At 66.8% G+C, this 21,688-nt stretch carries 17 protein-coding genes and 1 pseudogene; 13 read left to right on the top strand and 5 right to left on the bottom strand.

Annotated elements, in window-relative coordinates:
• Positions 1-106 precede the first annotated feature (106 nt).
• Positions 107-1,771 (top strand): tRNA uridine(34) 5-carboxymethylaminomethyl modification radical SAM/GNAT enzyme Elp3, encoded by a 1,665-nt coding sequence (locus tag P1L41_RS12910; RefSeq protein WP_276296138.1) that lies wholly within the window; start codon positions 107-109, stop codon positions 1,769-1,771.
• Here P1L41_RS12910 and P1L41_RS12905 read toward each other — a convergent pair whose 3' ends face one another.
• Positions 1,772-2,143 (bottom strand): DUF7994 family protein, encoded by a 372-nt coding sequence (locus P1L41_RS12905; RefSeq protein WP_276296137.1) that lies wholly within the window; start codon positions 2,141-2,143, stop codon positions 1,772-1,774. It lies immediately after the preceding gene.
• A gap of 111 nt (positions 2,144-2,254) precedes the next feature.
• Positions 2,255-3,169, bottom strand: coding sequence for an NmrA/HSCARG family protein (locus P1L41_RS12900; protein ID WP_276296136.1), 915 nt, complete (start codon positions 3,167-3,169; stop codon positions 2,255-2,257).
• Positions 3,170-3,342: 173 nt separating this feature from the next.
• Here P1L41_RS12900 and P1L41_RS12895 point away from each other — a divergent pair, with 173 nt between their 5' ends.
• The 7 genes and pseudogenes from P1L41_RS12895 to P1L41_RS12865 all read left to right on the top strand — a co-directional run bounded on the left by P1L41_RS12895 (position 3,343) and on the right by P1L41_RS12865 (position 11,551).
• Entirely contained in the window at positions 3,343-4,053 is a 711-nt protein-coding gene (locus P1L41_RS12895) for an MBL fold metallo-hydrolase (RefSeq protein WP_276296135.1), read from the top strand.
• Between the two features lie 54 nt (positions 4,054-4,107).
• Positions 4,108-5,139, top strand: coding sequence for an NAD(P)/FAD-dependent oxidoreductase (locus tag P1L41_RS12890; RefSeq protein WP_276296134.1), 1,032 nt, complete (start codon positions 4,108-4,110; stop codon positions 5,137-5,139).
• A 37-nt stretch (positions 5,140-5,176) separates the two neighbouring features.
• A complete protein-coding gene (gene rqcH, locus P1L41_RS12885) occupies positions 5,177-7,306 on the top strand; it encodes a ribosome rescue protein RqcH (RefSeq protein WP_276296133.1) in 2,130 nt (709 codons plus the stop codon).
• Between the two features lie 263 nt (positions 7,307-7,569).
• The gene (locus P1L41_RS12880) at positions 7,570-8,271 is read left to right on the top strand and encodes a DUF4013 domain-containing protein (protein ID WP_276296132.1); all 702 of its coding nucleotides are present in this window, start codon (positions 7,570-7,572) and stop codon (positions 8,269-8,271) included.
• A gap of 125 nt (positions 8,272-8,396) precedes the next feature.
• Positions 8,397-9,167, top strand: coding sequence for a DUF4013 domain-containing protein (locus P1L41_RS12875; protein ID WP_276298463.1), 771 nt, complete (start codon positions 8,397-8,399; stop codon positions 9,165-9,167).
• Positions 9,168-9,206: 39 nt separating this feature from the next.
• A complete protein-coding gene (locus tag P1L41_RS12870; protein ID WP_276296131.1) occupies positions 9,207-10,274 on the top strand; it encodes an mRNA surveillance protein pelota in 1,068 nt (355 codons plus the stop codon).
• A gap of 120 nt (positions 10,275-10,394) precedes the next feature.
• A pseudogene (locus P1L41_RS12865) lies at positions 10,395-11,551 on the top strand (sensor histidine kinase).
• 4 nt (positions 11,552-11,555) lie between these two features.
• Here P1L41_RS12865 and P1L41_RS12860 read toward each other — a convergent pair.
• Complete coding sequence (locus tag P1L41_RS12860; protein WP_276296130.1) at positions 11,556-12,320, bottom strand: MBL fold metallo-hydrolase; 765 nt, start codon at positions 12,318-12,320, stop codon at positions 11,556-11,558.
• A 265-nt stretch (positions 12,321-12,585) separates the two neighbouring features.
• Positions 12,586-13,437, bottom strand: a complete 852-nt coding sequence (locus P1L41_RS12855; RefSeq protein WP_276296129.1) for an ArsR/SmtB family transcription factor — start codon at positions 13,435-13,437, stop codon at positions 12,586-12,588.
• Between the two features lie 137 nt (positions 13,438-13,574).
• On the opposite strand from P1L41_RS12855, the gene P1L41_RS12850 reads away from it, so the two are divergent.
• The 4 genes from P1L41_RS12850 (at position 13,575) to P1L41_RS12835 (ending at position 19,286) form a co-directional block, all read left to right on the top strand.
• Positions 13,575-16,325, top strand: a complete 2,751-nt coding sequence (locus P1L41_RS12850) for an ATP-dependent helicase (protein ID WP_276296128.1) — start codon at positions 13,575-13,577, stop codon at positions 16,323-16,325.
• An 80-nt stretch (positions 16,326-16,405) separates the two neighbouring features.
• Positions 16,406-17,032, top strand: a complete 627-nt coding sequence (locus tag P1L41_RS12845) for a beta-class carbonic anhydrase (protein ID WP_276296127.1) — start codon at positions 16,406-16,408, stop codon at positions 17,030-17,032.
• 59 nt (positions 17,033-17,091) lie between these two features.
• Complete coding sequence (locus P1L41_RS12840; protein WP_276296126.1) at positions 17,092-17,553, top strand: PH domain-containing protein; 462 nt, start codon at positions 17,092-17,094, stop codon at positions 17,551-17,553.
• Positions 17,550-19,286 carry a PH domain-containing protein gene (locus P1L41_RS12835; protein ID WP_276296125.1) on the top strand — a complete coding sequence of 579 codons (1,737 nt, stop codon included), beginning with the start codon at positions 17,550-17,552 and terminating at the stop codon, positions 19,284-19,286. Before P1L41_RS12840 ends, P1L41_RS12835 begins: the two co-directional genes overlap by 4 nt.
• Here P1L41_RS12835 and P1L41_RS12830 read toward each other — a convergent pair.
• On the bottom strand, positions 19,272-20,498 hold the full coding sequence (locus tag P1L41_RS12830; protein ID WP_276296124.1) for a lactate racemase domain-containing protein: 1,227 nt from the start codon (positions 20,496-20,498) through the stop codon (positions 19,272-19,274). The genes P1L41_RS12835 and P1L41_RS12830 overlap by 15 nt on opposite strands.
• Positions 20,499-20,731: 233 nt before the next feature.
• Here P1L41_RS12830 and P1L41_RS12825 point away from each other — a divergent pair, with 233 nt between their 5' ends.
• Positions 20,732-21,256 carry a halocyanin domain-containing protein gene (locus P1L41_RS12825; RefSeq protein WP_276296123.1) on the top strand — a complete coding sequence of 175 codons (525 nt, stop codon included), beginning with the start codon at positions 20,732-20,734 and terminating at the stop codon, positions 21,254-21,256.
• The last annotated feature ends 432 nt before the right edge of the window (positions 21,257-21,688 follow it).

The following is a 21,688-nucleotide window of genomic DNA, read 5'->3' as shown; positions in this document are numbered from 1 at the left end:
GTCGCGGCTGACGACCTTCGAACGGGAATCGCACAGATGGACACGCCCACCGCGCGGACCCGAGCGACACGCTTATTCACGCGAGACGACGAAATCCGACCAACCGATGAGCACGGAGACGCCGGACCCGGAGGAAACCGAAGCCTTCCAGCAGGTGTGTGCGGAGCTGGTCGACCGCATCCTCGCCGGGGACGTGGAACGCGACGACGTCGAGTCCGCCAAGATCGACGTCTGCCGGGAGTACTCTGCCCCGAAGGTCCCCCAGAACTCCGAACTGCTCGACTACGCCCCTCAGGAGCACCGCGAGGTCCTGGAAGAGGTGCTCCAGCGCAAGCCCGTCCGCACCGCATCGGGCGTCTCACCCATCGCCATCATGACCTCGCCCGAGCGCTGCCCCCACGGGAAGTGTCTCTACTGTCCCGGCGGCCCGGACTCGGAGTTCTCCTCCTCGCAGTCCTACACGGGTCACGAGCCGGCCGCGGCGCGCGGCGAACAGAACGACTACGACCCCTACGGGCAGGTCACGCTGCGGCTCAACCAGCTCCGGGAGATCGGCCATCCAGTCGACAAGGCCGAACTCATCCTGATGGGCGGGACGATGACCGCCCGGAGCCACGACTACCAGGAGTGGTTCGTCAAGCGCGCCCTGGAGGCGATGAACGACTTCGACGTCGACGCCGACCCCAGCCCCGCCGAGGGTATCTCGTTCGCCGAGTCCGCCGACGACTACGAGTGGCGCTATCTGGAGGACGTCATCGCCGAGAACGAGACGGCCGACGTCCGGAACGTCGCGACGACGTTCGAGACAAAGCCCGACTGGTGTGACCCAGAGCAGATCGACCGGATGCTCGACCTCGGCGGCACGAAGGTCGAGGTGGGCGTCCAGACCACCTTCGAGCGCATCAACCGCGAGATGCACCGCGGTCACGGCGTCCAGGCCTCCATCGACGCGAATCAGCGGCTCCGGGACTCGGCGTTCAAAGTCGGCTTCCACATGATGCCCGGCCAGCCCGGGATGTCGAAGGAGATGTGTCTGGAGGACTTCCGACGCATCTTCGAGGACTCGCAGTGGCGCCCGGACTATCTCAAGATATATCCGACGCTCGTCGTCGAGGGCACCGTCACCTACGACTGGTGGCGCAAAGACGAGTTCGAGCCGCTGGGTAACCAGGAGGCCGCGGAGCTCGTCGCGGAGATCAAGGACATGATTCCCCGCTACACGCGCCTCCAGCGCGTCCAGCGCGACATCCCTGCGGACTTCATCGAGGGCGGGGTCTGGAAGTCCAACCTCCGGCAACTCGCCTGGAAAGAGATGGAGAAACACGGCTGGACCTGCGACTGCATCCGCTGTCGCGAGGCGGGCCACAGCGACGAGGTCGCCGAGGACGTCGACCTCGACGTGATGACCTACGACGCGTGTGGCGGTACGGAGCATTTCATCTCCTTCGAGGATTTCGAGACCGACGTGCTCGTGGGATTCTGCCGCCTCAGGTTCCCGAATCAGCCGGTCCGAGCGGAGCTTCAGGACGCCGCGCTGGTCCGGGAACTCCACGTCTACGGCAACTCGGTGGGCATCGGCGAGCAGGGCGCAGACGGGGATCACCAGCACAGGGGCTACGGCAAGCGACTCCTCGCGAAGGCCGAGGAGCTCGCGCGCGACGCGGGCTTCTCGAAGATTGCGGTCATCTCGGGCATCGGCGTCCGTGAGTACTACCGGAACAAACTCGACTACCAGCAAGACGGGCCGTACGTCTCGAAGCGGCTAGACTGACTACAGCCGGTCGTACTTCTCGGCGAGTCCCACGACACCGAAGAGTACGACGCTCGTCCCACCGACAACGACCAGTAGCGTGTATACCGACCCGTCGACCCCTGGCGGGATGCTCGCCAGGCCGCCGAAGATGGCCACTCCGACGGCGACGTCGCCGAGGCCGCTGCAGTCGTGGAGGTCGACCCGCCGACCCGCGACGGCGGCGGTGCGTCCGTTCGCTGCGAGGAGGAAGAGGAGGCCAGCGAGGACGAGCCCACCAGCGAAGAGAAGCGCCCCGTCACTCGCCCAGACCGACTCTGCGCCAGAGAGCAGCGCCACGGACGTAACCCCGAGGAGACAGAGTACCCCGGCGGTGAGGTTGAGTCGGTTCACGGGCTCACAGACTGGACGGGTGGCTATCGGGCTTTCGGCGACGCAACACGGGACCTGACTGTGTGCCTGTCGAGAACCGGGTGATGAGAGGGTCGCGTCGAGTGACCGCGCTTACTGCATCGCCTTGACCCAGCCGGGGACGCTGGCCATACCGTCCTTGTCCGCCCAGCCGTGGTCTTCGAGGTACGTCTCGAGGTCCGTGAACTCGAACCCGAACCGGTCTTCCAGCGCGTCGACGTCGGCCGAGTAGCCGACCTCGTTGAACCACTCGCACATCACGGTGAACTCCTCGCCGAAGGTCTCGTAGGCGTCCTCGATGGGGACGTGGACGGCCTCGACGTCGACGCCGGTGACCGACGAGAGGACGGCGGCCGTCTCTTCGAGGGTCCGCTCGTCGCCCGCGAGATCGATTGCCTCACCGACGAAGTCGCCCGGATTCGCGAGGGCGACGGCAGCGGCGCGGCCCACGTCGTCGTTGCTCACCATCTGGAGGCCCACGCCCTCGGCGAGCGGGAGCGCGAGCGTGCCGTCCTCGACGATGTCCTCGGCGAACGCCTCGAGGTTCTCGAAGAAGAAGACCGGCTTGAGAACCGTCCAGTCGAGGTCCAGGTCACGGATGTGCTGGTCGATTTCTTCGGCTGTATCGAAGTGGGGGATTCCGGTGTCCTCGTCGTGGCTGCCGACCCCGGAGAAGACGAGGTGGTCGACGCCCTCCTCGGCGGCGACGGTCGCGATGTTCTTGCCCTGTTCGACCTGCGCGTCGTACCCCTGCGTCCAGAAGTTCGTCACCGCGAAGACCGCGTCAGCGTCGCCGACGGGGCCACGTAGCGTCTCCGGGTCGCCGAGGTCGCCCTCGACCATCGAGACGCCGCGGTCCGACAGCGCCTGTGCCGCGTCGCTGGACGCGTCGCGGGTGAGTCCGCTGACCGCGAAGTCCTGGTCGCTTGCCAGCAGGTGGTCGACGACGGCGCCGCCCTGGTTTCCTGTCGCTCCGACGACGAGTACGTGTGTGCGAGAATCGCTCATTAGGTAACTCGGATAGACGTTCGACCCGCACAGGGATATCCTTCAGGCGGCGTCGGGGATAGCAGGTGACGCCGGTGTAATCACCCCCTGGGGGCGCATCTGTGTCGTGCCCTTGCAGTTCGGTTCTCAGATTTGACCCGCAGCGTTTTCCCTCCAAGTCCCGTCCTGTCTGTATGGTCCGTCGACTCCGCGAGGGCGTGTGGCTACTGGAGCTCGGGCTGTTCCCACCGTTCGCCTCGAACGCCTATCTGGTCGACGAGACGGCACTTGGGGACGCGGACGGCGACCTCACCCTCGTCGACACCGGTCTCTGGTGGAACGAACCGACAATCGTCGACGAACTGGCGGCGGTCGGCTACGCGCCCGGGGACCTCGACCGGGTGCTGATAACCCACTACGACCTGGACCACGTCGGCGGATTGAACCGCCTCGTCCCTGAGTTCGACGGCCCGGTGTACGTCGGTACGGCAGACCTCGACCTGCTGAACGGCGACAGCGACCCGGCGTGGCTCCACCACAAGGGGCTGTTCCACCGGGTCGCCCGGCAGCTGTTCCCGCTGCCGGACGTGGACCTCTACCCCGTCGAGGACGGGGACACCGTCGGGCGATTCACGGCGCACACCACTCCGGGCCACAACCCCGGTCACGTCGTCTATCATCACGAAGACGCTGCGGCGGCGTTCCTGGGGGACCTCGTCTGGGAGGACGACGGCGCGCTGACGACGCCGATCCGGTTCGATTCGTACGACATGGTCGAGCTCCGGGCCAGCGTCGTCGACCTCGCCGCGCGGATTCCCCCGTTCGAGGTGGCCGCGATGGGGCACGGTGACCCGCTCCTCGCCGACGGGTTCACGGCCCTCGAGGCGCTCGCTGCCCAGCACTGACCCCCTGACGTGTGTGGGGATGGCTTTTTACTCGCCGCCCGTGTGTCAATCGATATGACCGAACAGGTGGCAGTCGTCGGCGCAGGAGCGGCCGGCGCCGCGGCGACGTACGCACTCCGTGGCGACCCCGTCGAAGTCACCGTCTTCGAGAAGAGCCGGGGCGTCTGCGGGCGCGCGGCGACGCGGCGGAAGAACGACTGCGTCTACGAGTACGGCGCGAACTACCTCAAACCGAGCGACGACCGGGTGACGGACCTCGTGACCGAGCAGCTGCCCACCGACGGTCTCGTGGACATCGAAGAGCCGGTGTACGTCTTCGATGCGGCTGGCGACCTCGGCGAGGGGCGGGACGCCGACGCGCACAAGTGGACCTACGAGGCCGGTATCACGCAACTCGCGAAACGGCTGTTCGCCGCGACGGACGCCGAGGTCCACAACGAAGTCAGGGTCGAGACGCTGGACCGGCACGCCGACAGCTGGCGGGTCGTCGACGACGAGGGCCACGACCACGGGGCATTCGACGCCGTCCTCCTGACCCCGCCTGCGCCACAGACTGCCGACCTGCTGGGTCAGGCGGCCTGGGACCACGACGACCGTCGCGCGCTCAGACAGGCCATCGCGTCGGTCCCCTATCGGACAGTCGTCACCGGCGTCCTGCACTACCCGTTCGAACTCGACATGCCGTGGTACGGCGCGGTGAACACGGACAAAGACCACGATATCGGCTGGCTCTCGCGTGAAGAGTGCAAGCCAGGCCACGTGCCGGACGGTGAGAGTCTCCTCATCGTCCAGATGAACCAGCCGTGGTCGATCGCGAACTACGACGTTCGGCCGGACGAGATGCTCGAGACCATCGCCGACCGGGCCGCTTCGCTCGTCGACGACGACCGCGTCCGGGACCCCGACTGGACCGACTACCAGCACTGGCGCTACTCACAACCGGAGGGCGAAATCGAACACGAGACCCTCGCTAGCGGCGTCGACCACGACCTCTTCTTCGCCGGTGACTGGGTCGCGGGGGAGGGCCGCATCCACGCGGCAGTAGGCAGTGGGCTCGACGTCGCGGGCGACATCGCCCGGCGCTGAACGGAACGCCTTTGCGTCGCGGCCGTCAGCCACCGACATGGACCACAAGCGGGAGCTGACGAGCGTCGACCTCGCGGCGCTCGAGACGGAACTCGGGGCCTACGAGGGCGCGAAACTCGACAAGGCGTACCTCTACGCCGACGACGACCTCGTCAGGCTCAAGATGCGGGATTTCGACCGCGGGCGGGTGGAGTTCGTCATCGAACTCGGCGAGGTCAAGCGGGCCCACGTCGTCGCGGCCGACCACGTCCCCGACGCGCCAGGCCGGCCACCGGACTTCGCGATGATGCTGCGCAACCGACTGTCCGGGGCCGACCTCGTCCGCGTCGAGCAGTTCGAGTTCGACCGCATCATCGAACTGGAGTTCGACCGGGCGGACGGGTCGACGACCATCGTCGCGGAGCTGTTCGGCGACGGCAACGTTGCCGTCCTGGACGAACACGGCGAGGTCGTCGACTCACTGGAGACGGTGCGCCTGAAGTCACGGACGGTCGCGCCCGGCGCGCCCTACGAGTTCCCCTCGGCACGGTTCAACCCGCTCACCGTCGATTACGAGGGGTTCGTGGCTCGAATCGAGGACTCGGACGCCGACCTCGTCCGGACGCTGGCGACGCAGCTCAACTTCGGCGGCCTCTACGGGGAGGAACTGTGTTCGCGGGCGGGCATCGAGTACAACGTCGACATCGAGACGGTCACCGACGAGCAGTTCGAGCGCCTCTACGAGGTCGTCACGGACCTCGCGACCCAGCTCAGAGAGGGGAATCTCGACCCCCGCGTCTACTACGAGTCGACCGGGGAGGGAGACGACGAGGAGTCGCGCCGCCGCGTCGACGTCACGCCGGTCCCGCTCGAAGAGTACGAAGCGCTCTACAGCGAGCGCTTCGACTCGTTCAACGCGGCGCTGGACGACTACTTCTACCACGTCCAGCGGGAGAGCGAGGTCGAGGGCGGCGAGACGAAACGGCCCGACTTCGAGAGCGAGATTCAGAAACACGAGCACATCATCCGCCAGCAGGAGCAGGCCATCGAGGACTTCGAGGCCGACGCCGAGGCCGAACGGGAGAAAGCCGAGTTACTGTACGCCCGCTACGACCTGGTGGACGACGTCATCTCGACCGTGCAGGGGGCCAGAGCGGAGGACGTGCCGTGGGACGAGATACGCGACACCTTCCGCGAAGGCGCGGACAGAGGCATCCCGGCCGCGGAAGCCGTCGTCGACGTCGACGGCAGCGAGGGGACGGTCACGCTGGCGGTCGACGACACGCGCGTGACCGTGGACGCGTCGATGGGCGTCGAGAAGAACGCCGACCGCCTCTACAAGGAGGCGAAACGCATCGAATCGAAAAAAGAGGGCGCGATGGCCGCCATCGAGGACACGCGCGAGGACCTGGCCGACGTCAAGGAACGCCGTGACAGCTGGGAAGAAGACGACGGCGAGGACGAGGCACCGGAGACCGAGACCGACGACGAGCCGACCGACTGGCTCGCCGAACCCTCGATACCGATCCGCCAGACCGAGCAGTGGTACGAGCAGTTCCGCTGGTTCCACACATCGGACGGCTTCCTCGTCATCGGCGGTCGGGACGCCGACGAGAACGAGCAACTCGTCAAGAAGTACCTCGAGCGTGGCGACAAGTTCTTCCACGCGCAGGCGCACGGCGGACCGGTGACCGTCCTGAAAGCCACGGGCCCGAGCGAGCCCTCGAAAGACGTCGACTTCCCGCAGTCCTCGCTCGAGGAGGCCGCGCAGTTCGCCGTCTCGTACTCCTCGGTCTGGAAGGACGGGAAGTTCGCCGGGGACGTCTACATGGTCGAGAAAGACCAGGTGTCGAAGACGCCGGAGAGCGGGGAGTACCTGGAGAAAGGCGGGTTCGCCATCCGGGGCGACCGGACGTACTTCGAGGACACCGAGGTCGGCGTCGCCGTCGGCATCACCTGCGAGGACGAGACGCGCGTCGTCGGCGGCCCGCCGACTGCCGTCCGCCCGCAGGTGGCGACGAGCATCACCGTCGAACCCGGCCAGTACGCGCAAAACGACATCGCGAAACGGCTCTACCGGGAGTTCAAGACGCGGTTCGCGGACGAGACGTTCGTCCGGAAGGTCGCCAGTCCCGACCGTATCCAGGAGTTCTTGCCACCGGGCGGCAGTCGGATGGTCGACGACTGAAAAGGAGTCTCGTCGTCGTTCAGCGATTCGCTCTCGGGAGTATCGAACACTACCGGCCGGACGGCTTCTTCGGTCCGACCGGCTACGATGAACCCTACGTCCCGGGAACCCGCGAGATACTCCGTAGCGTGATAGTAATACGCATCTGATACGTACGGTTATATACTTGTTGGTAGTACTAGGATAACGAAGATACCACGAGGTGACTGCTGTGGCCGTCTGGGTCCAGTTCCCCGGGTATCGCACCCCACTGGAGGGACACGATGTTTCAAGAAGCCATAAACTACCCACGTAACGGCGACAGCGCGATAAAGAACCTCGCTATCGGCGGCCTCCTGCTGCTCTTTAGTTTCCTGCTCGTCCCGGCGTTCCTCGTCCTCGGCTACATCCTCCGGGCCCTCCGGATGGTCATGGACGGCGAAGAGGAACTGCCGGAGTTCGACGAGTGGGGCGAGTTGCTCACCGACGGGCTGCAAGTGTTCGCCATCGGGTTCGTGTACGCGCTCATCCCCGCACTCATCGCCACCGTGGCGGTGATTGCGAGTGGGGCGTCCATCGGACTCGGCGGCGACAGCGCGGCCGGCGGCCTCGCCGCGGGGCTCATCTTCCTCGTGACGTCGCTCGTCCTGTTCGTCGTCTCGCTGGCGCTGGCGTACGTGCTCCCGGCCGCAGTCGTGGCCTTCGCCCGTGAGGACCGCCTCGGTGCGGCGTTCTCGGTTGCCGAACTCCGCCCGCTCCTGTTCAGCCGGACCTACGCGACTGGCTGGCTCGTCGCGTTCGGTATCAGCTTCCTGGCCGGGATCGTCATCGGCGTGCTGAACGCCGTGGTCATCGGTGTCATCCTCGCCCCGTTCGTGTCCTTCTACGCGAACCTGGCCGGCACCCACGCCATCGGTGAGGCCGTCCGTGAGATGCCCGCCATGGAAGAGGGACCCGACTCGACGGCCGGACAACCCGCCGTCTGAGAACCGGCTGTTTACCGCGCCCACTTTTCACTCCTAGATTCGACGCTTCGAGCCTATCGCTATTCCTGTTGGCGAATCTTTATGTTCGCGCTCGGCGAACCCTCGTGTGATACTGTCACAAACCGCTGTCCGTCGCCTGCCGCTCCGAACGGTCGCGACAGTACCAGAGAACCAAGTTAGAAGACGCACTCAGATTCCCGTGGAAGGGGGAACAGAACGTCGAGACCATCCTCATCGGCGGCGTCCTGAGCCTCCTGGGCGTCTTTTTCATCCCGACGCTGTTCGTGTACGGCTATCTCGTCAGAGTCATCCGGCAGGTGGCTGCGGGCGACGACGAACTGCCGCCGGTGTTCGACGAGTGGGGCGAGCTGCTCGTCGACGGCGTCCTGGCGTTCGCCATCTCGCTGGTGTACTTCCTCGTCCCGGCAATCGTCATCACGGTCGGCGTGCTGGCCTGGATACTCCCGGTCGGCGTCGGGACGAGCGTCGGTGGCACCGGCGGGAACTCCGTGGCCGTCCTGGGGGTGTTGCTGGCGCTCGCGACCGCCGCAGTGGGTCTCATTACGCTCCTCGCCGCCGTCTACCTCTTCCCTGCGGCCATCGCGGCGTTCGCCCGGACGGGGTCGTTCGGGGCGGCGTTCTCGCCGTCGCTGCTCCGGCGAATCGGAACTGACGGTGACTACGCGGTCGCGTGGCTCATCGCCATCGTCATCGGCGTCATCGCACAGATCGTCGCGGGCGCTGTCGCCATCACGGTCCTCGGCCTCGTGCTGGTCCCGTTCGTCACCTTCTACGGCAACATCGCCAGTGCCTACGCTATCGGTCGGGGCATCGAGTCGGTGCCCCTCCCCGACGAACAGTCCGAGGAGTCCGCCACCGGCCAGCCGGCAGTCTGAATAGCAGGGCACTTGTGTCACTACGGCGGACCCACTCCCATGCAAGTCAAGAGTCGGGTGACCACCACCGAGGGACGCGAGCGCGTCGAGGTGGTGCCCGAGACGCTCGACGACCTCTGGCACCTCTCCTATATTGTCGAGCCGGGCGACCTGGTGTCGGGTGATACGACCCGGCGCATCCAGCGCAACGACGACAACCTCCGTGACAAGGGCGGCGAGCGCGAGCACATGTGGCTGGAGATTGAGGTCACCGACGTCGAGTTCGCGAAGTTCGCGAACCGCCTGCGTATCGGCGGCGAAATCGTCGACTGCTCGCGGGAGGACCAGCTGGGCTTCCACCACACGCTGAACGTCGAGGAACACACCGAACTGGAGATAGAGAAACACTGGAAGCCGGACCAGAACGACCGCCTCGAAGAGGCCGAGGCGGCCGCCGAGAACCCCGACGTCGCAATCGTGACTGTCGAGGAGGGCGAGGCCCACGTCCACACCGTCGCACAGTACGGGACCGAAGAGCGCGCCACTATCACGTCGACGACCGGGAAGGGCGAGTACGCCCGGCCCCGTAAAGAGCTGTTCTCGGAACTCGCCGACGTCGTCCGCCGGCAGGACGTCGACGCCTACATCCTCGCCGGGCCCGGCTTCACCAAGCAGGACGCGCTGGACTACTTCCGCGAGGAGATACCCGACATCGCCGAGCAGATGACGGTGGTCGACACGGCCAGCGTCGGCGACCGGGGCGTCCACGAGGTGCTCAAGCGCGGTGCCGTCGAAGACGTCCAGCAACAGACCCGCATCGCCGAGGAGGCCGACCTCATCGACGAACTGATGGCCCGAATCGGCGAGGGTAGCGAGGCCGCGTACGGCCCCGAGGAAGTCGCCAAGGCCGCCGACTTCGGTGCCATCGAGACCTTGCTCGTGCTGGACGAGCGTCTCAGACTGGAGCGTGCCGGCGAGGGCGACTGGGAGGTCGACGTCGACCACCTCATCGAGACGACCGAGCAGAAGGGCGGGTCGGTGACCGTCTTCTCCGCCGAGTTCGCTCCCGGCCAACAGCTGTCGAACCTCGGCGGCGTCGCGGCGCTGCTTCGATACCGCCTCGACTGACCCTCTGGCCGGCACAGTCAGCCGTACGTCGCCGTTCTCGCACGACGAGAACTATCCAAACGAGTATTTAGGGGGAGTCCTAAGGTCGGTCAACCACGGTACAGGGCAAGGGTTCAGATGATGCCACTGGAAGATAGTCGCGAGTTCGCGAGACAGGTCGCAGACCTCAACAAGTACGGCCAGGCGCTCAACCAGTGTTCGACCGTCGAGGAGGTCGTCTCACTGTCACTGGAGGCGATGGCCGTGCTGTTCAGGTTCTCACACTCGACGTTCGTCGACGTCCACGGCGGCGAGCCCCGGGTGGCCCACAGCACGAACCCCAACTTCGAACCGGGCGAGCAGCCGTCCGATATCGCATTGGCCGCCCTCGAGACCGGGTCGGTCGTCGTCGAATCGGGCTCGACCGCCAGCGTCACCGCCGACTCGGACGTCACCGCCGCACTCGCAGTTCCGGCCAAGATGGGCGACGACGTGACCGCGGTGCTGGAGACCCGCTCGACGTCGGCTGACCCTTTCGATGACGAGCACAGCCGTCTGATGACGATTCTCGCGTCACACGCTGCGACGGCGATCAGCAACATCCGCTCGCGCGAACGCCTCGAACGCGCCCGGCAAGACTTAGAGAGCCGGAAGGAACTGATAGAGCTGTACGACCGGCTGCTCCGCCACGACCTGGGCAACGAACTGCAAGTCATCGCTGGCTTCGCCGACGTCGTCGCCGAGGACGTCGACGGCCAGACCGCGGAGCACGCCGAGAAGATACAGCGGGCGGCCGGGAACGCGGCCGACCTCATCGAGCGGGTCGGCGACCTCGTCTCGTCGCTCGAAGCCCAGGACGAACCAGAGCCCCGGGCCCTCCGACCGATTCTCGCCGACACCGCGGCCGACATCGAGGCCAACTACCCGTCGCTCGCCGTCGAGTTCGACCCAGACGACGCCGACTACCGGGGTACGGCGGCGACCTGCTAGACTCGGTGTTCCGCAACATCGTCTCTAACGCCGCCGTCCACAACGAGGGCGACGTGACAGTCCGCATCACGGTCGCCGAGAGCGGGACCGAGCAGGTGGTCGTCACCGTCGCCGACGACGGCGAGGGCGTCGACGAGGCGGTCCGCGAGGAGATATTCCAGATGGGTCACAAGGGGCCCGACAGCTCCGGCAGCGGCTTTGGCCTCGGGTTCGTGCGGGCGCTCACGGAGTCCTATGGCGGGAGTCTCACCGTCGCCGACAGCGAGGCGGGCGGGGCGGCCTTCCACGTGACGCTGGACCGGGCCTGAGCGTTCAGGCGGCGTCCGCGACCGAGAGCGTCAGGCCGTCCGCTGCGAAGCGGATGTCGCCGTCGTAGTGGCGTTCGAGCGAGGTCAGCATCTCCTCGTGCCGGCCCTCGGTGTGCGGGTACAGGTGGGTGAGATACACGCGACCGACAGTGGCGTCGGCGGCTGCGAGCGACTCGCCGAGCGAGGACGGCGTCGGGTGGTTCGAGACGTCGACGTCGTCGGGGAACGAACAGTCGTGGACGAGGACGGCCGAGCCGTCCGCGAACTCGACGAGGTCCGTGAACGCCTCCGAATCGCCGCTGAGAGTCACGGTCGGCCCGCCGTCGGCCGATGCGAGCCGATAGGCGAAACACTGCATGGAGTGGCGCGTCTCGAACGCCTCGACGGCGAACCCTGCCAGCGAGAACTCTCCCACATCGATATCTCGAAGCGTCAGGTCGAGCCGGTCCTGCATGTACTCGTGGACCGAGAGGATGTCCCGGACGAGTTGCGTCGTTCCTGGGGGGCCGACGATAGTGAGGTCCGTCTCGCCCGCCAGCCAGCGGGCCTTCAGCAGCACGTCGATGTCGGAGACGTGGTCTAGATGGTGGTGGCTCAGGAGGACGGTGTCGACGCCTTCATAGCCGACGTCGGTCCGAGCGAGCGCCGAGAGGACGCCGCTCCCGCAATCGACGAGGAGCGACTGCTCGTCGGCCGAAAGCAGGTAGCCGCTCTGTGCACGGGTCCCGGTGGGCATCGCGCTCCCGGTCCCGAGGAACGTGAGTCGCATGGCCGGACAGAGCGACCGGACAAGGAAAGGCGTTGGTGTCGTGGGGGAAGACACCGGGCGGGACGCCAGGGATCCGTTCGGGAGCGTCAGCGGAGGGGGGAAGGGGTAGTTCCGGGGGTGGAACTGGATGGCTCGGGCAGGGTGGCCATCGTCGGAGACCGGGGCACCAGGGCGGCGGTTCCGGACCCCGTCGACGGCGCACCTAAGCGTAGGGTTGGGAGTATCAAAAGCCCATCTTACGGTAAAATATCGTTTTGAGCGACCGTCATGTATCGTAGGCCCAGACGGCCGCGACGACGGCGACCACCAGCAGGCCACCGAGGAAGAACACCAGTCCCGGCGCGACGTCGAATCCGCCGGCGGCGCCGGACATTTCGGCGAGTTCGGTGGCGACCTCCGTGGGGGTCGTCGTCGCTTCGGCCGCCGTTTGCGGGGCTTCGGCAGGTGCCGGTGTCGGTGTCTCCGTCGCCTCGGCGATGCCGACGCCACCGTCGCCGCCGCTCGGGGTCTGTGTCTCCGTCGCCTCGGCGATACCGACACCGCCGTCGTCACCGCTCGCCGTCGCCGTCGGTTCAGCCGTGGGCTCCGACGTAGCGAGTGACGCGTCCCCGCCGGCGTCGCCGTCGCTTTGGCTCGCGAACTCCTCACCGTCGGCGCCGCCGGACTGGCCCACGAACGGGACGCCTTCGGTGATGACCTGGACGGCGACGCTGGCCGCCGTGAGGACCCCGACGACCGGGACGAGCCGCTTCGCGAGCGAGCGCAGCGACCGCTTTCGGTCCCGAGTCCCGACGAACAGCACCAGCGGGTCCTCCGGGGGCTGGTACACCTTCATCTCCTGGCCTTTCTCGGAGTAGCGGGTGCCGGCCACGGCGATGAGGTCCTCGTCTTCGAGTTTCTCGAGGTGGTAGGAGACCTTCTGGATGGACATGTCGAGCCGGGTCGCCAGCTCCGACGGCGTGCCCGGGTCGTCGTACACCGCATTGAGGATGTTGCGTGCCGTCTCGGAGGAGAGCGCATCGATGACAGCGGAGACGTCTTCGTCGACACCGACGATTTCGAGTTCGCCGTCCTGGGCGGTGCTCGCCTCGGGACCGCGCGAGGGGAGGAGGGACATATCGCATCCACCGACGCCCAGCGGTATATATCTCGTGGAGACTGCGATGGAAATTTCACGGTTGCCGCCGGTTCACTTTCACTCCGCGGTCGCAACCCACTTGGCCGCACGGGCCCACCGTTCGACCAGACTCCGAGATGGGAGGACGAGCGCGCCTCGAAGCACTGGACCTGCAGTTCGACCCGTCGGCGGTCGATATCGACGACGAGTCGGTCATCGAGCTGCTGGCACCCGTCGTCCAGGAGTGGTGGGTCGAGCAGTTCGGCGCGTTCGTCCCCGGGAACGGCGGCTTCTTCACGCCCCCGCAGAAGGAGGCCATCCCGCTCATCCACGAGGGGGAGAACGCGCTCATCTGCGCGCCGACGGGGTCCGGGAAGACCCTCGCCTCCTTTACCGGCATCATCAACGAACTGTTCGCGAAGGCCCGCGACGACGACCTGGAGAACTCCGTCTACTGCATCTATGTCTCGCCGCTGAAGTCGCTGGCCAACGACATCCACCGCAACCTGGAGGTCCCCCTGGACGACATCACCGACCGGTTAGCCGAGCGCGGCGAGGACGTCGACATCCGCCACGCCATCCGCCACGGCGACACGAGCGACAGCGAGCGCCAGGCGATGCTGGAGACGACGCCACACATCCTCAACACGACGCCCGAGACGCTCGCTATCCTGCTCAACTCGCCGAAGTTCAAGCAGAAACTGGAGACGGTCGAGTACGTCATCGTCGACGAGATTCACAGTCTCGCCGAGAACAAGCGTGGGACCCACCTGTCGGTCTCGCTGGAACGCTTGGAGGCGATGGCCGAGACCTCGCCGACGCGAATCGGCTGTTCGGCGACCGTCGAGCCGCTCGACACCGTCGCGGAGTTCCTCGTCGGCCGTGAGGAACTGGGCGGCGACCCCCGGCACTACGAACTCGTCGACACGCGGTTCACCCGGGACTTCGACGTCGAACTGACCTGTCCGACCGACGACCTCATCGACACGCCGCGGGACGTCGTCACCGGTCGGTTCTACCAGCAGCTCCACGACCAGATCCAGTGCCACACCAACACGCTCGTGTTCACCAACACCCGCTCGGGGGCCGAGCGCGTCCTCCAGAACCTCCGCGAGCAGTTCGACGGGTACGACGAGGCCAACTCCGGGTGTCACCACGGGTCGCTCTCGAAGGAGAAGCGCCACGAGGTCGAGGAGGCGCTGAAGGCCGGCGACCTCGACGTGGTGACCACCTCGACGAGCCTCGAACTGGGCATCGACATGCCCCACATCGACCTCGTCGTCCAGGTCGGCTCGCCGAAGTCCGTCGCCGCCCTGCTCCAGCGCATCGGACGGGCGGGCCACCAGCTCGGGGAGACCGTCGAGGGTCGCGTCGTCGCGCTCGACCGGGACGAACTGATCGAGTGTGCCGTCATGCTCCAGAAGGCAGAGTCCGGCTTCGTCGACCGCGTGTTCGTCCCGGAGAACGCCCAGGACGTCGCCGCCCAGCAGGTGTACGGGATGGCCATCAACCAGGTCCGGCCGGAACGCGAGGTTCGGGCGATTCTCCAGCGAGCGTACCCCTACCGGAACTACACCGACGAGGACTGGGAACAGCTCTGTCGGTATCTCACCGCCGACTACCCGGGACTGGAGGACAGGAACGTCTACGCGAAGATATGGCGCGATACGAACGACCCGCCGGACGGCGAGTACCACTACGACGAGTACGACGTCGGCGAACCGCTCGTCGGCAAGCGCGGCCGGCTCGCCCGGGTCATCTACATGACGAACATCGGGACGATACCCGACTCCTTCACCTGCGACGTCCGCACGCGCAGCGACAGCCGGTGGGTCGGCCAGCTGGACGAGCAGTACCTCGACACGCTGGAGCAAGGCGACGTGTTCGTCCTGGGCGGGGACCGCTTCGAGTACCGGTACCGGCGCGGGTCGAAGGTGTACGTCGACCCGACGAGCGCCCGCCCGACGGTGCCGTCGTGGTTCTCCGAGCGGCTCCCCCTGTCGTACGACATGGGTCGTGAGATGCTCACCTTCCAGGAGACGCTGCTTGAGAACCTCGAAGCAGGGGGCATGTCCGAGGTCCGCAACTGGCTCCGGACGTTCCCCGTCGACGAGAACTCCGTCCGCGCCATCGCCCGGATGTTCCGCGAGCAGGTCGCCTACGCCGGCTCGGAGAGCGTCTCGACGCCCGACCGGCTCGTCGTCGAGGAGGCGCTGGACCACGACGAGTACGAGCGCCACTACTACGTCCACGCCACGTACGGCCGGCGGTTCAACGACGGCTTCTCGCGGCTGGTCGCCTACTACGTCGCCCAGCGAGCGACGGCGAACGTCCAGGTGGCCGTCGCCGACCACGGCTTCACCCTCTCGATGCCGCTGAACCGGAAAGTCGACGTCGCCGGACTCATCGAGGGCATCGACCCGACGGCGGTCCGTGCGGACCTCAGAGCCAGCCTCGAGGGGACCGACCTGCTCCAGCGGTACTTCCGCATCAACGCGACCCGGTCGCTGATGATACTGAAGCGCTACAAGGGCTACGAGAAGTCCGCCAGCGAACAGCAGGTCTCCTCGGAGATGCTGCTGGGGTTCGCACAGGACCTGGGCGACTTTGCCGTCGTCGAGGAGACCTACCGGGAGATTCTCGAGGACAAACTCCACGTCGAGGGCATCCAGGACGTGGTGACCGACATCGACCGGGGCGCGCTCGACGTCGTCTCGACGCGCGTCGACTCGCCGACTCCCCGTGCGTTCGGCCTGGCGACGCTGATGGCCAGCGACGTGGTGCTCGCCGACGACGAGTCGGCGGTCCTCGCGGAGTTCCACCGGCGCGTGATGGCTGAAATCGACGACGACCGGACTGACGAGAGCGTCGCGACGACGGACGACTGACGTCCCCGTTCGTCACAGACGCCGGTACGTGTTACCTGAACATCAAGTACGACGTGGGGGGAGTGGCAACGTGCCATTCGATGCCACACCACACGCACGACCACACCGACGACCCGCCTGAACCGGGTCGGGTTCACGAGGCCGTCGATAGCGACATCGACGCCCGGGACGACTGGGCGCGCCGACGCCGCAAGGGAATTCCCACCGACAAGCAACTCCTCGTCGTCGCCTGCATGGACGAGCGCATCCCGGTCGAGGAGGCCCTTGGGCTCGAACTCGGGGACGCACAGGTGTTCCGCAACGCCGGTGGCAAGGTGACCGACGACGTCATCCGGTCGGCGGCACTCACGACGCAGTTCTTCGAGACGACCGAGATTATCGTCGTCAACCACACGGACTGTGGGATGATGAGCGCCTCCGACGAGGCGGTCGTCGAGGGCCTCGAAGCCGCCGCTGGCGGTGACCTCGACGACGTCGACCTGGACCCCGCGCTCCCCGAACTGGACGTCGGCGAGGCCACCCTGGCCGACTGGGTCCGGATGACCGACGACATCGATGAAGCCTGTCGGGTTCAGATCGAACTGCTCCGCGACCACCCCCTCATCCCGGACGAGGTGACCGTCTCCGGGTACGTCTACGAGGTCGAGAGCGGGCACCTCCGCCGCCCGGGCGAGCGCGTCGCCGACCAGGTCAACGAGCGGGTCTGACCGCTGTCGGGCCGTCGCGGTCCAAACGATTAATCCGACGCTCGGTCCACAGAGTGTGTATGGAGTCGTTGCATCCGCGCGTCAGAGGGCTGTGGGTCGGGCGGCGGCTGATACAGGCGACGGTGCTGGCCGCCATCGCGCTCGGCGTCGACCGGTTCCTCCTCACCGTCTCACCGACGCTCATCGCCGCGGGTTGGCTCGTCGTCGCCCTCCTCGGCACGGTCCACGCCGTCGCTGCCCACCGTATCTGGCGGTTCGAGCTGCAGGACGACGCCCTCTATCTCGTCCGCGGCGTCGTGACCAGAACTGACACCTCCGTCCCCTACGTCCGCGTCCAGCACGTCGACACGCGGCGCGGACCCGTCGAGCGGACGGCCGGACTGTCGAGCGTCGTCGTCTACACGGCCGGGTCCCGCGGGGCCGACATCACCATCCCGGGGCTCCGACCCGAACGGGCGACCGAACTGCGCGAGCGCCTCCGTGACCTCGCCGGTGAGAGCGAGGCCACAGACGCCGTATGAGACGGCTCCATCCACGGAGCGCGGTCCTGCGGGTCACGCGGGCGGCGCTTCAGGGCGGCTTCTTCGGCTTCTTCGTCGGGACGGCGGCCGCTGGAGCGCTCGGCATCCCGTCGACAGCCATCCCGGTGTTCGTTCCGCTCCTGGCACTGCTGGCCGGCGGGTACGGACTGTTGCGATATCTGCGGTTCAGATACGATATCGACGACGGGACCCTCAGAGTCACGTCGGGCGTCGTCGCCCGACAGTCCCGCGAGATTCCACTGGGCCGCATCCAGAACGTCGATACGAGACAGGGGGTGTTCCACCGCGTCCTCGGGCTGACGGTCGTCGAGTTCGAGACGGCGGGCGGGAGCGCGACAGAGGCCAGCCTCGACGCCGTCGAGGTGACCGAGGCCGACCGACTCCGGCGACTCGTCCAGGACTACGACCGTCGGGGTGGGACCGAGAGCCAAACGGACGAGGCCGAAGACGAATCCGAGGGCGACGAGGAAACCGGCCTCGCGCCGGAGCTGCTGTTCGCGTTCACCTGGCGGGACCTCGTCACGTACGCGCTCGTCTCCGTCCGACCGGCGGCACCGGTGTTGACGCTCGTCGGCTTGCCACTCGGGTCCGACGTCGTCATCGCAGTACTCCGGTTCAACGTCCGACTCCTCGCCTCGAACGGGCAACTGGGTATGCCAGGGCTCCGCGACATGGCGACGCCGCGGCTCGTCGCGCTGTTCGCGCTGACGGCCCTCCAGTTTGTGCTCATCGCACTGGTCGTCAGTATCGTCCTGACCGTCGTGGAGTACTACCACTTCACGCTCACGCGCGAGGACGACGACCTGCGGTACGAACGGGGCCTGATTCGCCGGTACAGCGGGACCATCCCGGTCGAGAAGGTCCAGACAGTGAGTATCCGGGAGAACGTCCTGATGCGTCGGTTCGGCCTCGCCACGCTCGTCGTCGAGACAGCCGGCTACGGACCGGGGAGCCAGCAGTCCTCGAAGGGAGTCGCCGTGCCGATGGCACCGCGGGGGGAGGTGTACGACCTGGCACGCGACATCGCGCCGTTCGGCGACCTCGAGTTCGAGCGCCCGCCGACGCGCGCCCGCCGGCGGTACGCGTTCCGGTTCGCGTTCGTCGCCGCCGTCCTCACTGGCGTCGGATACGCAGTCGACACGCTGGTGCTCGACATCGGGGCCTGGTGGGCTCTCCTCGGGGCCTTCGCCCTCGTCGTGCCTGCCGCGTACTACCGCTGGGTCCACCGAGGGTACGTGCTTGACGACGACGCTCTCGCGACGCGGACGGGGTTCTGGCGGCGGACGACGCGTATCGTTCCGTACTACCGAATCCAGACCGTCTTCGTCCGCCGGACGCCGTTCCAGCGTCGTCGCCGGCTCGCCACCGTGACGGCCGACACCGCCAGTTCCTCCAGCCTCGTCGGAGGCAGCGCGAGCGCCTTCGACGTGGACGCCGACGATGCCAGCGACCTGCGGGACGAACTGCGCGAACGGCTCCGGACAGACCTGCTGGCACGGAACGCAGCCTCGCGGGCGAGTGCTCGGGACGAACGACGTACGGGGGCAACTGTCTCGGAGCGAACCGACGACACCGAGGAGGCCGACGGGACCGGACCGTCGGCTGGTGGGGACAAAGACTGGCCGGACGACCAGTGGGGGCCGCTTTCGGACGCGACAGACGACGCGGAGGGGACCGAGTCGGCCGACGGCCCGGACTCAACCGACCAGTAGCGTGTCCAGCGCGTCGGGGACCACCAGCACGTCGCTGCTGGGGTCGATAGCGGCCTCGACACTCTCGGCCGCGTGCATGAGACACTCCTCGACCACGTCCGGGGACTGGCTGTCTGTCACCCAGACGTCGTAGTCACGCAGGACGCGCGCGACGACGAACGCCCGCTGTGCACCGGGTTCGTACCCCTCGGCCATGGTCGCGTAGAGGTCCTCGGCGCTGCTCGCGCCCGAGAGCCACTCGTAGAACCGCCGTTCGCCGGTCCCCGCGCCGACGCCTTCCTGCAGTGCGGCCGGAATCACGATTCGGCCGCCGTCGGTCAGTGGGTCGAAGTCACCCAGGGCGACGTATGTCGCGGCGCGGGTGGCCTGGTAGAGGTTCGCGTCCTTCGGCGCGCCGACACCGGCGACGACTGCGTCGTAAGTTTCGGTCACTTCGACCGAGAGCGCGTCGCGCGCGCTGGCAGCGAGATGACGGACGACCGCTCGCGGGTCGCCGGCGGCCGCGTCGAGGATGCCGGCGGGACCGTGGGTGACGTTGAGACAGAAGTCGACACCGACGCAGTCCCCGGCCCGGTCCAGAAACGACCGGAACGGGTTCTCGTCGACGCGGCCGAGGCGGACGCCGTCCTGGCCGATGAGGTCAGGACCGTGGGTGTAGCCGATCTGTGACTCGCCGCCGGCGCCGATGACGACGGTCTTCGCACCGCCGGAGAACCCGGCGTACTGGTGCGGTTCGACCATGCCTGTCGTGAGGACTCGGTCGGCCGCCGCGACGGTCTCGTGGACGTCGACGTCGACACCATCCACCGTGCCGACGGTCACCGTCTCCTCGGGGTCGTGGTTCACCGCCAGGTCGGCGTGGTCGCCCAGTGCGGCCTCGATTTCCTGTGCCGTCATCGGTCGGTGGAGGCCGAGCCCGACGACGACGGTCACCTGTTCACGATGGACGCCTGCGCTGGCGAGCCCGTCCAGTAGGTGGTCGAGGAGGACGTCGTCGGGCGTCGCTCGCGTCACGTCCGTTACGACGATAGCGACCGTCTCGTCGGGGTCGACCAACTGCCTGAGCGGCGGCCCGTGCGGGTCGGCAATCGCCTCGGCGGCTGCCTCGCTCGGGTCGTCGGCCTCGCCACCAGGCGGCCGACACACCGTCACCGAACACTCCGGCAACGACACTTCGACGGTCCCGTCACCGAGGGGTACTCGAACGGTCATCGGCGACGGTTCGCACCCCAGCGTGGAACACCTATCGGTCGAGGGGACCGGCGAGGGCAGGTCTGGGACGAGTCGCGACTGGGTTCGGCTCGACGTGTCGCTCCCTGGCGCCCCAGGCTGAACCTGGAGCATCAAGTGTCGCGACTCAGCTTTCCACCGGTAAGCCAACAGTGCTGGCGGTGTCGGCTGGAAAGTAACAAATAACTACCAACACTGACCGCGAAACCCCTCCCATGGCCGTTCAGAGACCGACGCGACGACAGGTGCTGCAGGGAGTACTCGTCGGAACGGTGGCGGGACTGGCGGGCTGTTCGGGCGACGGCGGTGGGGATGGTGGCGACGACGAGGTGTCCGCCGACGACTACCCGGTCATCGACCGGTGGCTCACGGAGACGGAACTCGGCGGCGCCGCCGACAACTACGACGGCAGTTTCGCCGACGAACGCGGAGCGGATACGGTGACCGTCGACGTGGGCGCCGAGGGCAACGGTGGTGCCTTCGCCTTCGGGCCGGCGGCGGCTGTCGTCTCGGCTGGAACCACCGTCGAGTTCCGTTGGACCGGGGGCGGGAACCCACACAACGTCGAGGCGCTCCCCGAAGAACAACTCGGCGAGTCCGACTACGAGTTCAGCTCGGGCGAAGCGGAAGGCGGGTCCGGGGTGAAGTACACCGTTACGCTCGACGAGCCCGGTATCGTGCTCTATCACTGCGAGCCGCACTTCTCGCTCGGGATGAAAGGCGGTATCGCCGTCGAATGACTCGACGGGATTTTCTAGCCCGTTTCGATGCTATCGTGGCAGATACAAGCGTCCGGATATACCCATCTCATTCGAGAATCTACCGGTCTATTGCTTGATACAGTGGAAAGAGGCGTATATGTCGACTTGAACTGCCGATAGTGGCGGATTCGAGAACGAAATCCCGAGATAGATTCACAGTTACTGCGAGTCGACGACAAAGTGACGATTCTCTCGGCAGTGACCGTGTTCGATTCCGTCGTTCGCCAGTCGGTTACTCCTCGCTATCGTCCCCGCCGCGGCGGCGTGCGGCGATGGCGACGATGGCGACGATAGCGACGATTGCGATGAGTTTCGTCCGTTTCATGACAGGTAGAACTGCGTTCGAAAGGTGTATAAAGATTTCTGTCACTTCGACGGCGACGACCGTGGTACTCCCGTATTCTCTGCGAA

The organism is Haloarcula ordinaria, assembly GCF_029338275.1.
In the GTDB taxonomy this organism is placed as follows: domain Archaea; phylum Halobacteriota; class Halobacteria; order Halobacteriales; family Haloarculaceae; genus Haloarcula; species Haloarcula ordinaria.
Note: the sequence above shows the minus strand (reverse complement) of the source record. Positions and strands in the feature narration are given on the sequence as shown.

Bases quoted from the DNA above. Each gene is read 5' to 3' on its own strand.
- P1L41_RS12910 (WP_276296138.1), top strand. From the start codon at position 107: ATGAGCACGGAGACGCCGGACCCGGAGGAAACCGAAGCCTTCCAGCAG.
- P1L41_RS12900 (WP_276296136.1), bottom strand. From the start codon at position 3,169: ATGAGCGATTCTCGCACACACGTACTCGTCGTCGGAGCGACAGGAAAC.
- P1L41_RS12895 (WP_276296135.1), top strand. From the start codon at position 3,343: ATGGTCCGTCGACTCCGCGAGGGCGTGTGGCTACTGGAGCTCGGGCTG.
- P1L41_RS12890 (WP_276296134.1), top strand. From the start codon at position 4,108: ATGACCGAACAGGTGGCAGTCGTCGGCGCAGGAGCGGCCGGCGCCGCG.
- rqcH (WP_276296133.1), top strand. From the start codon at position 5,177: ATGGACCACAAGCGGGAGCTGACGAGCGTCGACCTCGCGGCGCTCGAG.
- P1L41_RS12880 (WP_276296132.1), top strand. From the start codon at position 7,570: ATGTTTCAAGAAGCCATAAACTACCCACGTAACGGCGACAGCGCGATA.
- P1L41_RS12870 (WP_276296131.1), top strand. From the start codon at position 9,207: ATGCAAGTCAAGAGTCGGGTGACCACCACCGAGGGACGCGAGCGCGTC.
- P1L41_RS12860 (WP_276296130.1), bottom strand. From the start codon at position 12,320: ATGCGACTCACGTTCCTCGGGACCGGGAGCGCGATGCCCACCGGGACC.
- P1L41_RS12855 (WP_276296129.1), bottom strand. From the start codon at position 13,437: ATGTCCCTCCTCCCCTCGCGCGGTCCCGAGGCGAGCACCGCCCAGGAC.
- P1L41_RS12850 (WP_276296128.1), top strand. From the start codon at position 13,575: ATGGGAGGACGAGCGCGCCTCGAAGCACTGGACCTGCAGTTCGACCCG.
- P1L41_RS12845 (WP_276296127.1), top strand. From the start codon at position 16,406: ATGCCACACCACACGCACGACCACACCGACGACCCGCCTGAACCGGGT.
- P1L41_RS12840 (WP_276296126.1), top strand. From the start codon at position 17,092: ATGGAGTCGTTGCATCCGCGCGTCAGAGGGCTGTGGGTCGGGCGGCGG.
- P1L41_RS12835 (WP_276296125.1), top strand. From the start codon at position 17,550: ATGAGACGGCTCCATCCACGGAGCGCGGTCCTGCGGGTCACGCGGGCG.
- P1L41_RS12830 (WP_276296124.1), bottom strand. From the start codon at position 20,498: ATGACCGTTCGAGTACCCCTCGGTGACGGGACCGTCGAAGTGTCGTTG.
- P1L41_RS12825 (WP_276296123.1), top strand. From the start codon at position 20,732: ATGGCCGTTCAGAGACCGACGCGACGACAGGTGCTGCAGGGAGTACTC.